Source organism: Shewanella sp. SR1, from assembly GCF_020447145.1.
GTDB classification, from domain to species: domain Bacteria; phylum Pseudomonadota; class Gammaproteobacteria; order Enterobacterales; family Shewanellaceae; genus Shewanella; species Shewanella baltica.
In genome coordinates this window covers 99,292-114,326 of sequence record NZ_JAJAEF010000009.1, presented here as the reverse complement: position 1 = coordinate 114,326, position 15,035 = coordinate 99,292, and the positions used below count along the sequence as shown (strand labels likewise).

General features: G+C 46.5%; 13 protein-coding genes and 1 pseudogene. 8 read left to right on the top strand and 6 right to left on the bottom strand.

What is annotated here, in order from left to right; translation table 11 throughout:
- Nucleotides 1-77: 77 nt before the first annotated feature.
- Both KV201_RS10740 and KV201_RS10735 read left to right on the top strand, forming a co-directional pair.
- Nucleotides 78-1,112, top strand: a complete 1,035-nt coding sequence (locus KV201_RS10740; RefSeq protein WP_226059307.1) for a DUF2235 domain-containing protein — start codon at nt 78-80, stop codon at nt 1,110-1,112.
- 23 nt (nt 1,113-1,135) lie between these two features.
- The gene (locus KV201_RS10735) at nt 1,136-1,963 is read left to right on the top strand and encodes a cobalamin-binding protein (RefSeq protein WP_226059306.1); all 828 of its coding nucleotides are present in this window, start codon (nt 1,136-1,138) and stop codon (nt 1,961-1,963) included.
- A 63-nt stretch (nt 1,964-2,026) separates the two neighbouring features.
- Here KV201_RS10735 and KV201_RS10730 read toward each other — a convergent pair whose 3' ends face one another.
- Nucleotides 2,027-3,418, bottom strand: a complete 1,392-nt coding sequence (locus tag KV201_RS10730; RefSeq protein ID WP_226059305.1) for an NAD-dependent succinate-semialdehyde dehydrogenase — start codon at nt 3,416-3,418, stop codon at nt 2,027-2,029.
- 238 nt (nt 3,419-3,656) lie between these two features.
- Nucleotides 3,657-4,772, bottom strand: a complete 1,116-nt coding sequence (locus tag KV201_RS10725) for a glycerol dehydrogenase (protein WP_226059304.1) — start codon at nt 4,770-4,772, stop codon at nt 3,657-3,659.
- Nucleotides 4,773-5,298: 526 nt separating this feature from the next.
- Between KV201_RS10725 and KV201_RS10720 the strand changes: the two genes are divergently transcribed.
- From KV201_RS10720 to KV201_RS10710, 3 genes are all read left to right on the top strand, one after another.
- Nucleotides 5,299-5,817, top strand: coding sequence for an ATP-binding protein (locus tag KV201_RS10720; protein ID WP_226059303.1), 519 nt, complete (start codon nt 5,299-5,301; stop codon nt 5,815-5,817).
- A gap of 97 nt (nt 5,818-5,914) precedes the next feature.
- On the top strand, nt 5,915-6,310 hold the full coding sequence (locus KV201_RS10715; protein WP_006085872.1) for a GNAT family N-acetyltransferase: 396 nt from the start codon (nt 5,915-5,917) through the stop codon (nt 6,308-6,310).
- Between the two features lie 186 nt (nt 6,311-6,496).
- Nucleotides 6,497-6,880 carry an MAPEG family protein gene (locus tag KV201_RS10710; protein ID WP_011847592.1) on the top strand — a complete coding sequence of 128 codons (384 nt, stop codon included), beginning with the start codon at nt 6,497-6,499 and terminating at the stop codon, nt 6,878-6,880.
- 9 nt (nt 6,881-6,889) lie between these two features.
- Here the strand turns inward: KV201_RS10710 and KV201_RS10705 are convergent, their stop codons facing one another.
- Complete coding sequence (locus KV201_RS10705; RefSeq protein WP_226059302.1) at nt 6,890-8,347, bottom strand: PLP-dependent aminotransferase family protein; 1,458 nt, start codon at nt 8,345-8,347, stop codon at nt 6,890-6,892.
- A gap of 117 nt (nt 8,348-8,464) precedes the next feature.
- On the opposite strand from KV201_RS10705, the gene KV201_RS10700 reads away from it, so the two are divergent.
- The 3 genes and pseudogenes from KV201_RS10700 to KV201_RS10690 all read left to right on the top strand — a co-directional run bounded on the left by KV201_RS10700 (nt 8,465) and on the right by KV201_RS10690 (nt 11,907).
- Nucleotides 8,465-8,923 (top strand): GNAT family N-acetyltransferase, encoded by a 459-nt coding sequence (locus KV201_RS10700; protein WP_012088437.1) that lies wholly within the window; start codon nt 8,465-8,467, stop codon nt 8,921-8,923.
- Nucleotides 8,924-9,488: 565 nt separating this feature from the next.
- Nucleotides 9,489-9,834, top strand: a pseudogene (locus tag KV201_RS10695) (ISAs1 family transposase); the annotation flags it as partial.
- Between the two features lie 171 nt (nt 9,835-10,005).
- Nucleotides 10,006-11,907 (top strand): P-loop NTPase fold protein, encoded by a 1,902-nt coding sequence (locus tag KV201_RS10690; RefSeq protein WP_226059301.1) that lies wholly within the window; start codon nt 10,006-10,008, stop codon nt 11,905-11,907.
- Nucleotides 11,908-12,249: 342 nt separating this feature from the next.
- Here KV201_RS10690 and KV201_RS10685 read toward each other — a convergent pair whose 3' ends face one another.
- The 3 genes from KV201_RS10685 to pyrC form a co-directional block, all read right to left on the bottom strand.
- Entirely contained in the window at nt 12,250-12,645 is a 396-nt protein-coding gene (locus KV201_RS10685) for a nuclear transport factor 2 family protein (protein WP_226059300.1), read from the bottom strand.
- A gap of 22 nt (nt 12,646-12,667) precedes the next feature.
- Nucleotides 12,668-13,711 (bottom strand): hypothetical protein, encoded by a 1,044-nt coding sequence (locus KV201_RS10680; protein ID WP_226059299.1) that lies wholly within the window; start codon nt 13,709-13,711, stop codon nt 12,668-12,670.
- 139 nt (nt 13,712-13,850) lie between these two features.
- Nucleotides 13,851-14,882 (bottom strand): dihydroorotase, encoded by a 1,032-nt coding sequence (pyrC, locus tag KV201_RS10675; RefSeq protein ID WP_107402502.1) that lies wholly within the window; start codon nt 14,880-14,882, stop codon nt 13,851-13,853.
- Between the last annotated feature and the right edge of the window lie 153 nt (nt 14,883-15,035).

The window sequence follows — 15,035 nt, the reverse complement described above, 5'->3', positions numbered from 1 at the left end:
GGCAGCTAGGCCTTTAGCCACTACTAGCCGTTAGTCACTAACCGTTTAATGTTCAAAGTGTTCTCAAGGATGATCCTATGAATAAGCGTATTGTGATTTGTGCCGATGGGACTTGGAGTCGGCCCGAAAAAGATCTTAAGGTCGATTTCCCAACCAATGTGCTGCGCCTCGCGCGGGCGATTAGCCCCTTGGCCAGTGACGGCAAACCCCAGCAAGTGTTTTACGATTGGGGTGTCGGTTCCTATTACGATGAAGCCATGGGCGGCGCAACAGGGCGCGGTTTGCATAAAAACATCATGGATGGGTATCGCTACATAGTGCAAAACTATTCTCCCGGCGACGAGATCTATCTCTTTGGCTTTAGTCGTGGTGCTTACACAGTGCGTTGCCTGTGTGGCTTGATTAATAACTGCGGCATACTCAAACGCCCCGATGCAGCATTGATTCAGCAAGCCTTCGACCATTATAAAAAAAGCAGTGCGCCCTTTGCCCCTGATGGCGAAAAATCCCTCGAATTTAGAGCTAGATACAGCCACGAATCGCGGGACATCAAGTTTGTTGGCGTGTGGGATACCGTTGGCGCCATGGGGATCCCTATCTCGTTTTTAGGTTTGTTCGAAGATAAAGATGAGTTTTACGACACTAAAATCGGCCGCAATGTGCGCGTTGCCCGCCATGCCTTAGCCATAGACGAACACCGCAGCGACTTTGAGCCGACCATCTGGCAACTGCGCGACAATATGGACATGCAACAGGTGTGGTTTGCCGGTGCCCATAGCAATATTGGCGGCAGTTATAAACCCGATAAAGATGGCGCATTGCTGTCGGACAATGCGCTGCTGTGGATGATATCTGAGGCGCAGAAATTTGATTTAAGCCTAGAGCCACACTTAGCCGCGAGTGTGCATCCGAGTCCGTTAGCCACCTTGCATGATTCGAGGCGCAGCTTTTATCGGATAAAGCAGGAATACTTGCGGCCACTCGACCCTGAGCAAGTCCCAGTGCTTTTACATCATTCGGTGAAGGCCCGCTGGGATCAAGATCCTAAGTATCGCCCTAAGAATCTACAAACCTATATCGAACACTATGGCTGGCCAGAGCAGCTAGTTTAACTCTTTAAAAATTAAGGTATATCATGATTAAGCGACACTTAGCTGGACTCGTTTTTGGGCTCAGCTTGTTTCTTCCCCACGGCGTGTTGGCCGATCCCGCTAAACGCATTATTGCGCTCTCGCCCCACGCGGTAGAAATGCTCTACGCCATAGGCGCGGGTGATGCCATAGTGGCCGCAACTGATTATGCGGATTATCCCGAGGCGGCCAAAAAAATCCCGCGTATTGGGGGTTACTATGGCATTCAAATGGAGCGGGTGATGGAGCTTAATCCCGATCTGATTGTGGTGTGGGATACGGGCAATAAAGCCGAAGATATCAATCAACTTCGAACGCTGGGGTTTAACCTATATGGTAGCGATCCCAAAACCTTAGAAGGGGTTGCCAAGGAACTGGAAGAGCTAGGTAAATTAACTGGCCACGTTGAAGAGGCGAGTAAGGCCGCTGCTGCGTATCGCGCCGAACTTATCCGTTTACGGACTGAGAATGCCAGTAAATCAGAGCCTAAAGTGTTTTATCAACTCTGGTCGACACCATTAATGACGGTTTCTAAAAACAGTTGGATCCAACAAATTATCAACGTGTGTCATGGCCAAAATGTGTTTTACGATGCCGCCAGTGATTACCCGCAGGTGAGTTTAGAAAATGTGTTGCTGACCTTGCCCGAGGTGATTTTGCAAAGCCAAGAGGAAGGCAATGTTAAAGGTGTCGATTGGAGCCAATGGCCCGAAATTCCTGCCGTTAAAAAACAGCATATTTATCAACTCAATGCCGATTTATTACACCGTGCGACGCCCAGAGCCTTACTCGGCGTTCAAGCCCTATGTGATGCCTTGGATAAAGCGCGTTAAATAAAAACGCCTGACAGATTATTCCGTCAGGCGTTTAGTCAGATGTCGCTATTGTTTAAGGAGTTAGAAAGGTGCGTCTATATCGACCACATCAATCAGCTTGTGATTTACAAACTCTTTCAATCCTAAATCAATCAACTCGCGGCCATAACCTGAGCGGCGCACGCCGCCAAAGGGCAAATCGGCCTTGACCATAGTCGGATGATTAACAAACATCATGCCAGTGGAAACCTGCTTAGCGACCGCCAGCCCGCGTTTGGTATCGGCGGTAAACACTGAGCCACCCAGTCCAAAGGGCGAGTCATTGGCAACGGCAATCGCTGCTTGCTCATCCTTCACTTTGTGGATACTGGACACAGGACCGAAGAATTCCCAATAGTAGGCGGGATTATCTGGCGTCAGGTTTGTCAGTATTGTTGGCTGCACAAAGGCGCCTTGCTGCGGCACTTTTGGCCCCACTTCGGTCGCGGTCGCGCCGTGTTTTACGGCATCACGGATTTTCTGCTTCAACTCATCGGCGGCGCCTTGGGAAGACAGCGGTGCCAGTGTGGTGGTGGGATCCATAGGATCGCCCGCTTTTAAGGCTTCGATCCCTTTGATATAGCCTTGCATAAATTCATCATAAATGGCTTCAACTAAGATCATCCGCTTAGATGAGGTGCAGACCTGACCCGCATTCCAGTGACGACCAAATACAGCCCAATCAATGGTTTTTGGCAGTTCGGCGTCTTCAAGTACGATAAAAGCATCTGCGCCACCCAGTTCGAGGGTGGACTTTTTCAGCGCCTTACCGGCCTGAGCCGCAATGTGCGATCCCGCATCTTCTGAGCCTGTGAGGGCGACCCCATGCACTTTGGGTGAATTGATGATCTGTCCTATTTGTTCTCGAGTAGCGTACAGGTTTTGGAATGCGCCTGCGGGCAATCCGGCATCGCGCATTAGACCTTCAAAAGCGGCGGCGCACTGGGGCACATTGGACGCATGTTTGAGCAGTAGGGTATTGCCGGCAGCAAGCTGGGGCGCGAGGATGCGAGCAATTTGGTAGTAGGGAAAGTTCCAAGGTTCGATGGCCAGTAATACGCCCAGCGGCTCGTTAACCAGTATCGCTTCACCTTCGGCGGGATCGGCAACGGGCAGTTTTTGCGGAGCTAACAATCGCTCGGCATGTTCGGCGTAGTATTCGAAAATTTGCGCCGACAGTTCGACTTCTGCCTCAGCTTCTGCGGTAACTTTGCCCATTTCTAAGGTCAGCAATTTAGCGTAAGTGGGCTTGCTGTCTCTGAGGATGTGAGCGGCTTTAGTGAGTACGGCGGCCTTGTCGGCAAAAGGCGTGGTTCGCCAGCTTAAAAATGCCTGATGGGCGGATTCTATCGCCTGCGTGACTTCGGTATCTGTTGCATTTGGAAATTCTTTAACTAGCTCTCCCGTAAAGGGATTGATCGTTGCATAAGCCATATGTTCCTCCAAGCGTTCAACGAATAGAGAGTAAATGCCAACTCTTGGCATCGAGGGTGGAAGTATCGTGTCTGTTGTTATCTCCCTTGCGCTCTTGCTTAGCATTAATCTGAGGCAAGGGAGTTATTGATGATCTTTAAACTCGCGCAGTGGCAGGCTGAATTTTAGCCACATCCGTTAACTTTGATAAACATATCAAAGGGATGATGGGCGCCTGTCAGAGGCGTTTTTAACTGTTTTAAACCGCAAGCTTTTTATAACGCTCAGCCATCGCATTGGCGGCGATCATGGCTTGATAGACATCGTCGGCGGTTAACTGCATCCGCATATTGCCCATAGTGTCGCCCTCTGCGCAGGCAATCTCAGCCACTTTGCGCCACTCTGCTTCGACAAAGGTTTTTAGCCCCAAATCGGCGAGCGTGAGCGGCAGTCCCGCGGTTTTGATGATGTGAATGACGTTATCGATTTCGGCTTTGGGGGCATTTTCGAGTACTAGCTGGGTGAGCAAGCCAAACACCACTTTCTCGCCGTGTTGGGCTTTATGTAGGTCAGCTACCGCCGACATACCATTGTTCACAGCATGGGCTGCGGCTAATCCGCCCGCTTCGGCCCCGACACCACTGAGATAAATCGTCGCTTCAATGGTTTGCTCAAGTGCGGGAGTGACTATCTTGTTTCTCACCGCATCCATAGCGGCTTCAACATTTTCAGTTAGTAGTTGATAGCAAAGTTGCGCTAATCCCAGCCCAGTGCGGGAAGGTTTTTTCAATACGAGATTGACGCCATCCGATTGATAACAGGCGCGGGCTTCAAAGTAAGTGGCCAGTGCATCGCCTATGCCTGCTGCAAAGAATCGGGCGGGAGCAGCGGCGATAATGGCTGTGTCGGCAACAACAGCATCAGGATTTTGTGGCATAAACAGATAGCGCTCAAACTCACCGGTTTCGGAATAGATCACGGCAAGTGCCGTACATGGTGCATCGGTTGAAGCAATGGTTGGGTAGAGCACCACTGGCCGTTTTTGATAGAAGGCGACGGCTTTGGCGGCATCTAAGGTTTTACCCCCGCCAACTCCAACAATTACATTGGTATGATGCTGCTCTGCCAGTGCACCTAAGCGCTTTATCTCGGCTTCGCTGCACTCATAGTTGAATTTTTCGAGATGGCAGCTGATCCCATTTTGATCCAGCCCTGCGACCGCTTCATTCTCAACTCGGCTGAGGATAAATTCATCGCAGATGATAAAAGCATTGTCACCAAAGTCCTTAACATAATCATGCATTTGAGCTAATAAGCCCTTGCCGATAATGAATTTTTTAGGGGAAGTGACGGTACGCGGAACGACAGTGATCATAGAGCCTCCTTTGCACTTATGACGGTTATCCTTTCATGCTTACCCTAGCATACGCTTAATTTATCGTCACAGCATGAGTGGTGGTAATATTTTTATTATGCAGCGTAAATTACTACTTTAGTGCTTAATTATTAGATTAAAAATGTGGTTTATTATTTTATTGGTCGAGTTAAATACTTGGGGGTTTCTGGTTTAAGGCAGCGGCGAGGGCTCAGAGAGCGAGGCGAACTCAGTTGGTGAAGAGATGTAAGACGGAGCGGGCGAACAGATTTAAGACTGAGTGGGCGAAGTGATATAAGACATCTAAGCAAGTGATGAAGCTAAAACTGGATTGTGGGAATAGCGGAAACGCCTGCTGTGGAAACACAGCATAGTCATTAATTTAATGGGAATTTATTACCTCAAACCCGCCCTAAGCCTTGCTCGCTGTTCATGCTTTATGTGATGCTCTGTACTGTCGTTAGTTTGTGTCCTCACTAGATGAAATCGTTAGTTGAGATAAAAGATATGTAATCAAGGAGTGAAGATGACAGAGCAAAATGCGTTAGGGCAAGAAGCCAATAAAGGCATGTTAATATTCCTCTGTGGCAAAATGGGCGCAGGTAAATCCACCTTATCGCGACAACTTGCCGAGGCCGAAAACCGCGTTTTAATCTCAGAAGACGAATGGCTGGCGGCGCTGTATGCCGATGAAATTAATGATTTTGATACTTACCTGAACTATTCCGCTCGTCTTAAGCCCTTGCTTAAAAAGCATGTGCAGGAACTGCTCTGTTCGGGTGTGTCTGTGGTGATGGACTTTCCCGCGAATACCGTGAATCAACGCCTGTGGTTTCGAAGCATTTTTACCGATTGCGGCGCCGCTCATAAGTTGATGCATCTTAATCACAGCGATGCGCTTTGTTTGAGCCAACTCAATAAACGCAGACAAAGTCACCCTGAGCGCGCTATGTTCGATACCGAGGCGATGTTCTGGCATGTGAGCGGTTATTTTCAGCCGCCGACTCTGGATGAAGGCTTTGATCTTGAGGTGATTGAGAGCTAAATAGTTGAAAGCCAAGTGACTGAAGCTTAGTTATAGAATCAAGTTACTGAAGCTTAGTTGCAGAAGCAAGCGACTGAATAAAACAATAGGGAATATCATGTATCAAGTGCTTGAAGATGTTGCCTCTGCCAATGATTTTATCCGTTTACGGCAGATTTCGGGATTAAGTCCTCGGCCATTGGCGGGCGCTATTAAGGCCTTACCTAGGAGTTTATATGGCGTGCAGATAAAGCTTGCCGATCAAACTGTAGGTATGGGACGTGTGGTTGGCGACGGCGCACTGAACTTTGAAATTGTTGATATTGCGGTCGATCCCGAGCACCAAGGCAAAGGCTTAGGACGGCTGATTATGCAGCACATTATGGCCTATCTTGACCGTGAGGCTTTTGAGGGTGCGTATATTACCCTGATGGCCGATGTGCCTGAACTCTATGAAAAGTTTGGTTTTAAATTTAGTCGCCCCGCAAGTGAAGGCATGTACATAGTAAAATAACGCTGTTAACCCATACACTTTTAACTAAAATTCTCGTAGCGGCACTCGCAACAGGACTCGTCGCTGTAGAGCTTAAACAGCAGTACTCGCAGTAGCAGAGCTAAAACAGCAGAACTCAAACAGCAGATCTAAAACAGTAGAGCTTGAATAACAGAACTCGAACAACAATCAAAGGAAGCTTAACCTATGAATACTTTACTTATTTGCCTATTTGTCGCCATGTTATTGCCGTATCTGGCGAAAGGCCCCGTCGCTTGGGCGATGGCCAAGGCGGGCGGTTATGACAATAATCATCCCCGCGCCCAGCAAGCACAGCTAACCGGTTTTGGTGCTCGCGCCTTGGCAGGGCATCAAAATGCCTTCGAGTCCCTGTTAGTGTTTGGTCTGGCGGTATTAGTGGTTATCGCTACGGGCAAAGTAAACCCCACCACTGAGTGGCTGGCAATCACCCATGTCGCCGCCCGCTTTGTGTATCATATCCTATACCTTGCCAACAAAGGCACCCTACGATCCCTCTCATGGTTTGTCGCCATCTTCAGCGCCTTCGGGATTTTCTTTCAAGCTTTTTAATGCTGGGTATTAAAGGACTTGGGCGAGTTTTTTAATATTTTCCCGCAGCTCATCGGGTGTATGGGCTGCGTAACCCAGTAAAATCGCTTGCCTTGGATAGGGCGTTTGGCAATACCGAGACAAAGGCTGCGCCCCCAAGCTGAGCTGGCGGCATTTGTTGATCACTTCGTCTTCGGTCAAGCCGCCTTTTAGCCAACACACGAGGTGAATACCTGAATCTGAGATCTGAACTGACAATTTGTTTGGCAGATACTGCTCAATTGCAGTGATTAACGCCGTTTGGCGCGCTAAGCAGGCTTTTCGCACTCGTCGAACATGCCGCGCGTAATGTCCCTCTGCGATAAACAGCGCTAATGTGGCTTGTTCGAGGTAAGCCGTGTGCGAGTCGGCGTAATGTTTGGCAAGGTTAAAGGCGTCCACCAGTTTAGGCGGAACGACGAGAAAGCCGAGTCGTAGCTCTGGTAATAGCATCTTGGAAAAGGTGCCTGCGTAGATCACCCGCTGTTGTTTATCGAGTCCCTGCAATGCCTGTATCGGGCGGGCGCTATAACGAAACTCGCTATTATAGTCATCTTCTAAAATCCACTTATTCTGCTCAGCGACCCAATCGAGTAAGGCTAATCGCCGTGGCAGACTAAGCGTTCCGCCGAGGGGGAACTGATGTGAAGGTGCGGTAAAAGCCAGTTTCACCGAGGGCCATTGCTGTATCGCCTCGGCTATCTTTGTGCCTTCATCATCAAGGCTAACTGGGCGGACTTGCAGATTTTGCGAGAGAAAAGCGCCTAAGGCGCCGTCGTATCCGGGTTCATCGAGCCAGACTTCATCTCCCTGTTGTAGCAGTACCTGTGCCGTGAGATTAATGGCTTGCTGAGTGCCATTGACTATGATGATTTGCTCGGGCGTGCAATTTAGCCCTCGGGTTGAACGGGCATAGTCACTGATCGCTTCGCGTAATGGTAAATGCCCAGCACTATGGTTATGTTTCCCCTGCGTTTTACGCGATTGTCGCCAGACCCTGCCTAGCAGGCGGCCCCAAAGTTGGTGTGGGAAAAGATCAACACATCCCACGCCAATGTTGAACATGCTGTGGCGGGTATTTCCCTTGTCCCTCAGTCGCGCCATCTCCAGTAACTGTGGATTGAGTTCCAATGCAGAATCAAAGGCTTGAACGCTGACATCACTGCGGTTTGGAATATCGATCAGTTCGTCGGGAATCGTATCAGACACATAGGTGCCCGAACCTGGCTTAGTCAGCAGGTAGCCTTCATCAATTAGGCGATCAAACCCTTGCAGTACTGAGTTTCGCGAAATCTGCATGGTTTCCGATAAGGCTCTGCTGGAGGGCAGCTTCATTCTAGGATGCAAGCGTCCATCGAGAATGGCCTCTCTAAATGCCTGGTAAAGCTGGTCTTTGAGGGTGCCATCTTTGAGTTGCAAGTGAGGGAAGTTGGATTGTGATTTTTTCATAAGCCAAACTGGTACTGTAAAAAATACAAAAAGTGTACCTTATGTGGTACCGCAATTGAATCTAGAATCCGGTTTCAGCAAATCTGATGACTATATTCATTTCCAAGGAGCGAGCCTATGTCCAACCCACCACCAACGGTTACCATTGAACAGGTTAAAGAAACAGACTTTTCACTCTGGTTACCACACTGGCGTGATTACCAGACCTTTTACAAAGTGGCACTTTCGGAAGCGATCACCCAAACCACTTGGCGTCGGTTTTTTGATCGTCAAGAACCGCTTTATTGCGCCGTTGCGAGGGAGGGCGAAAACCTGCTTGGCTTTGTGCACTTTGTGTTTCATCGTTCCACTTGGGCAGAAACTGAGTATTGCTACCTTGAAGATCTGTTTGTCGCCCCAGCGGCGAGGGGCAAGCTTGTCGGTAAGCAACTGATTGAGTTTGTTCAGCAAGCGGCAAATGAGCGAGACTGTGCACGCTTGTATTGGCATACACATGAGACGAATCACACAGCGCAAAAACTCTATGATTGGATTGGCCAAAAGTCCGGCATGATTGAGTATCAAATGCCACTTTAGCTGCATCGGCATCTGTTATCTGTCGCTTGCTGTGCTAACAATTGAATCCGAATCCTAATGCTAAAGGCTTTCAGCATTAGGATTAGATCTTTATGACTTTGGGTTGTCTTTCAATACCTTTTCTATCGCCTTAAATTCCATGTTGTGGAGGGCGTTATCAATCCGCTGAAATCCATGTGATATATGCATTTCACTTAGAAAAATCAAAGTCGTGGGGCTTCACCCCACACCCGACCAAGGAGGACTGCTCGTCCTATCCTCCTTGGATGCTCCATGACGCCCCAACGGAGTTGAAAGCCCCTTGTGCTCATAGGCAATTTTGCTATCGCTTCCGAAGGATGCGTCCCTGCACCTGCGAAAGCTAGCCAGCCATCCATGGCTGGACTCACGCAATTTGCCTATTCGCCCTGCGGCAACTCCGAGGGGATGGTATATTCCTTAGACTCTGGCGTTATTGGTCAACTCTTAAGGCATAAAAGTTATGCTTATCCTAGTTATGTCCCGACTTTCCTTTAGTGCTACACAACTAGTGGGTGATTTCTCTGCCTAGAAAGGGCCCAACACTGTCGTCATGGTGGAAAACTTCCACGCTAAAAAAGGCAAGGCCGCGAACATTGAATATTGCTACTACATCAACTCCAAAGATCTCAGTGCCGGGCAAGCGATAAGAGCTCATTGGGAGATAGAATCTATGCACTGGATCCTAGATGTAAGTCTGCAAGAGGATGCCTGTCAAATCTATCGGGAAAATGCAGCAGAAAACTTGGCGGGTCTTCGTCATATGGCACTTAATATGCTGCGCGCTGAAACAACCAAGATAAGCGTGCCAATGAAGCAGAAACGTTGCATGATGACCCCCAGATTTTCTGGAATGCGTGTTATTAGCTGGTTTTGCCTCTATGGCCAATTAATGCACACTCATGTGGATGCGTTGGGATTAAGCTATGCAGCGCAGGAACGCAACCGTCAATAGCCATACTCATCAGTTGCTGTTTTCTGTGATATTGAACTTAAAGCGAATTTTGTGCAAATATAGCCAAAAGGTGAGAAGCCTATTTATTGACTTTCAAGGAGGAACGCTTGTGACTGATTTGAATAAAAATGCTCGAGATTTAATTGAATATTATTGCTCTATGGAAGTTGCTCCAGAGTATGCATTACTAGTCAAAGGTTTTTGGGGGTGCGGCAAGTCACATCTAGTCGAAGATGTTATTAGTAAAATGAAAAGTACTAATAGTGATCTCAAGTTTCTTCGAGTCAGCCTTTATGGCATTGGAGATATTACAGATATCGAAGCAAAGTTTTTTGAGCAGCTAAACCCTATCTTATCTAGTAAAAAAATGATGTTTGCTGGTCAAATTGCAAAAGGAATTTTAAAGGGAGCGTTAAAAATTGATTTGGATGGTGACGGAAAGGCCGATGCATCTGCAAATATTAGTGTTCCCGAAATAAATCTAGCTAAATATTTAACGGATACTAAACATTGTATTTTGGTTTTTGATGATCTTGAACGATGCTCAATGGATATTCAAGTTATCTTAGGTTATATCAATTACTTTGTAGAGAAGGATGGCTATAAAGTTGTTCTCATAGCAGATGAGTCGAAACTGATAGCGTTTTCGAATTCAAATCCCGAGTCTCAGATAAAATATCAAAAAATAAAAGAAAAGCTTATTGGTAAAACAATAGAAGTGAAACCAGATGTCGAAGGTGTATTTGACTATTTTGTAAAAAATCTGATTTCACTCGCTAACCAAAAAGCACTTGCTAAGTATAAAGCAGTCATAATTAGTACCTTTATCCATTCTGGATATAACAACCTAAGATCATTAAGAAAGTGCTTTCTAGATTTAGAATTGTGGTTCAGTAAGTTAGACGCTGATATTAGGGATAAAGAAGAGCTAATGGAGCATTTTCTTACTTTATTTATCGCGGTTTCAATGGAAGTGCATGCCGGAAGTTTACTTACTAATAATGTGGGTAAATTTTTCGGTTATGATTACCAGCGGAATGATAACTCAGAAAAAGAGGTAAATCCTGACGCGAAAAATAAGGGAAATTTACAAGATAAATATCCAATTGATTTTTATGATTCAATTATTGGTATAAGTATTTGGAAAGAGTTTTTTGAAAATAGCTGTACGAATTTTGTGCAAATAAACGCTGAATTTAGAACTTCTAAATACTTTGCTTTTGAACAGACTCCTAATTGGAAAAAATTATGGTACTTCTACAATTTAGATGATCATGAATTTACTAAGCTACAAGCCTTGGTAATCACAGAGTTTAATAACAGAGAATATCAGAATCTATGTGTATTAAAGCATGTTGCAGGTATGTTTTTGCGGCAATCACAATATGAGTTATTGAATAAAACGCCGCAGGATATTGTTAACGATGTGGAAGCTTATCTATATGACATTAAGAAATTAAACCTTTTTGAAATCACTGATGACCAACTCGAATCATTAAATGGATTTGGTTCATACCAAGGTTTAGGTTATACCTGTAGAGAACATCCTGACTTTCAGTTAATATCAAAATGTATTAATGATTATGTTATTAATGCTAATGAGAAGATAACGCAAGTGGATTCAGTTAAGTTAATCCAAATCATGAATTCAGACCCGAAACAGTTTATTTTATTTTTTGAGTGGTCTGACAAACAAAAACACTACAAAAATAAACCAATATTACAATTTATAAAACCTGATGAATTTCTTAATGCTTTTTTAAATTTACCAAATGAAACCAAGCGTCAGTTTATACCAATAATCAAAGATCGTTTAAATCAAGTTCTTGGTAAAGACCATGAGTTGTACCCTGAATTTGAATGGTTTAAATTGTTTAAAGAACAGCTTGAAGGCCATCTAAAGACTGCTTCAAAATCGATATCTACCATAATCCTTGAGTTTGTAATTCAGCAAATATCTGAAAATATTGATTTTATTGAAAGGCGGCTGACACATGACACATTGAGCTAATCCTGTATATTTTTAAAAAAGTCGGGACAGACATAATTCTTTTCAGAATAAGTGGCTAACACCGTGGCTACAGGAATACGCCAATTCCCTGCGAAGTTGCTGAAGGGCGTTGAAGAAAATCGCGTAACGCAGACAGGACGTCTGCGTAGCTTTCGGGGGGAAGGGACGCCCCATCGGAAGCGTTAGCTATTTTCGAGTAAGCACGAAGCCAGTCACTAATGCATGTAACTTCGCTAGGGACGCCGGGGGATTTCCAAAAGGGGAATAGGCGCTTTTTCCCTTTTGGTCGGGTGTGGGGTGAAGCCCCACGACGTTGATTTTAAAAACAATAATAAAAACCAATCAGTTGGTTGTAAAACTCCACATGGTTTGAATCAACCCATCATTAACTTCAAACACCACCATCACCTCAAAGGGTTCATCTCTAATCCCGCTGATGCGTTCGTGATCGACGACTTTATTGCCAACCACCATACGGCTGACAATTTCGGCATGGAGATTGGGCAGGTTAAAGCGTTCATACTGATAGAAGTCACTAAAAGCGGCTTTACCTTGGATAACGGGCGCTGTTGCGGGTGGACGATAGATGCACACATCATCACTAAACTGGGCGACAAAAGTAGCGAGATCGCGCTGGTTGTAGGCTTCAAGCTGGGCTTGCACTAAGGCTTCGGGTGAGCTTTCTATTGCTTTGGCTTTAGTTCTGGCACTTGCACCGATGCCTGTGGCTTCCGTCATATTCACTATCCTAATGTTTTTATTACAACAGCTTAAGCTGTGTTTGTCCCCATTGGGTGGCGAAAGGCATCGCCTCCTGCGGACTCAGGACAAACTCCTGTTCGCATCCATCGCCGCGGGGTGTTTCCCAGAATTTGATGGTCTTTGCCTCAAGGGTGAGCTGATAATATCCCGAGCCGTCTGATGAGGGACATTCTGGATCTAACTCTTTACCTGCAAACAATTTTTCCCTTAATGCTTGGGGTAAAGGATGGCTCATACCATCGAGCATGCTTTGCGGTTTGGTGTCGGCGAAAAACCATTGCCACGGGTGGAAAGGTTTGCCATCGCTAAGGGAGAAGCTGACAAATTCTTGGCTGATACCATTAGCGCCATAACCTGCGGCCCAGCGATATAGGCGCACACTGAGCCAATGCTTATTAATAAAAATCGGCTCGGCAAAGGTTTCGTCAGTCACAAAACTGCCCATTTGTGCCAGCATTCTGCGGCGGGTGTCAAAGGTTTGTGCTAGTTGGGCTTCATCGGTGAGCTTATGTTCAAGCCATTGATTAATTGCCAAGATCCCCGTTTGTGGGCCTTTAAATTCGATCCCTACTTCTGTACCGAACGTCAGCGGGCGATACTCAATATTTTCATAGGGTTGCCATTTCCCTCGGCTGAGTTTTGGCCTTGTTTCTAGTGGCAGGTTATACGCATCGGCGCCGCAATCTTCTATATCATCTGGGCTGATTGCTCGCTCAAGTTGTACGGGGAACGATTTACTCGCGCTATCTTTAAACCAATGGCCGCTCAGTTTTTGTGGCGTGACAGTATCAAACTGCCAGTTTCCCGTGTTGCCTTCTTCTTTCCACAGTTCATCTTGCTGCTCGAGCCTTATCGGCGTTAAGTAGCGTTGATAGTAATAACTGCCTGTTCCATATTGATTAAAGCAGACTCTGACTTTGCTTTTGCCTAATTGTCCCTGCCAGATCCCCGTCAGTTCATTGGCCGCAAAGGAATGTAGTGGGAGCGTAGAAGCAAGCAATAGGCTTGAAGATAAAACCGAGAATAACATCCTTGTGGGCATACTGATTTTCTCTTAAAAGGTCATAGGTTAGGGCTGTATTTTAAGCGAGAGACACTAGCCGATTGTGGTCTAAAAATCAAAATGAATCTGGGGCATAAAAAAGTCGCCCGTAGGCGACTTGATGTTAAAGACTTAAGGCTTACTCAACCTGCCAATCAATGGCTTCGCCTGCACGAATCGGCACTACGTTAGTGTCGCCCAGCGGGTAAGTTGCAGGGACATTCCATGGTTTTTTCACTAGCGTGATCGTGTCGGCATTACGTGGCAGATTGTAAAAATCTGGGCCATTGAAGCTTGCAAATGCTTCGAGTTTATCTAGCGCATTCACCGATTCGAAGGCTTCGGCATACAGCTCAATTGCGGCATGGGCCGTGTACGAACCCGCGCAGCCACATGCGGCTTCTTTCTTATCTTTAGCGTGGGGCGCCGAATCTGTGCCTAAGAAGAACTTCTTGCTACCGCTTGCTGCAGCGGCCAATAACGCCTGCTGGTGGGTATTGCGTTTTAAAATCGGTAGGCAGTAAAAATGTGGGCGAATACCGCCAGCCAGCATGTGGTTGCGGTTATACAGCAAATGGTGGGCTGTAATAGTCGCGGCCACATTATCAGAGGCTTGGGTGACAAAATCGACCGCATCTTTAGTGGTGATATGTTCAAGCACGATTTTAAGTTCTGGGAAATCGGCAACGATTTTGCTGAGGATATTTTCGATAAAGACGCGCTCGCGGTCGAAAATATCAATCGATGAATCCGTGACTTCACCGTGCACTAAAAACAACATACCGACTTCTTGCATGGCTTCGAGGGCTGGGTAGATGTTCTTCAAATCGGTTACGCCTGAATCCGAGTTGGTCGTCGCGCCCGCAGGGTAGAGTTTCGCGGCGACAATTTTACCCGAAGCTTTGGCTTTACGGATTTCATCTGGGCTGGTTTTGTCAGTTAAATACAACACCATCAAAGGTTCGAATTGTGAGCCCGCTGGCACCTGCGCTTTAATGCGGTCGTAATAAGTCAGTGCGGTTTCGGTATCGATAGCGGGGGGCACTAAGTTTGGCATGACGATAGCGCGGCCCATATAGCGGCTGATATCGCGCACGGTATCTTTAAGCTGGGCGCCGTCTCTTAAATGAATATGCCAGTCGTCTGGGCGAGTGATTGTTATTGTGGTCATAGGGTTTGGTCTTTTGATCGTTTTTGCTGCGAGGGTGGCAGGATCTTATGTGGCAAGGATTTTACTGTAAAGGGAAACTCGGTAGTTTCGGCTAATAAATCTGTTAGAACATGTAATTGAAACGCTTAGCTGCATGGCTCGCGCTACGTCGCT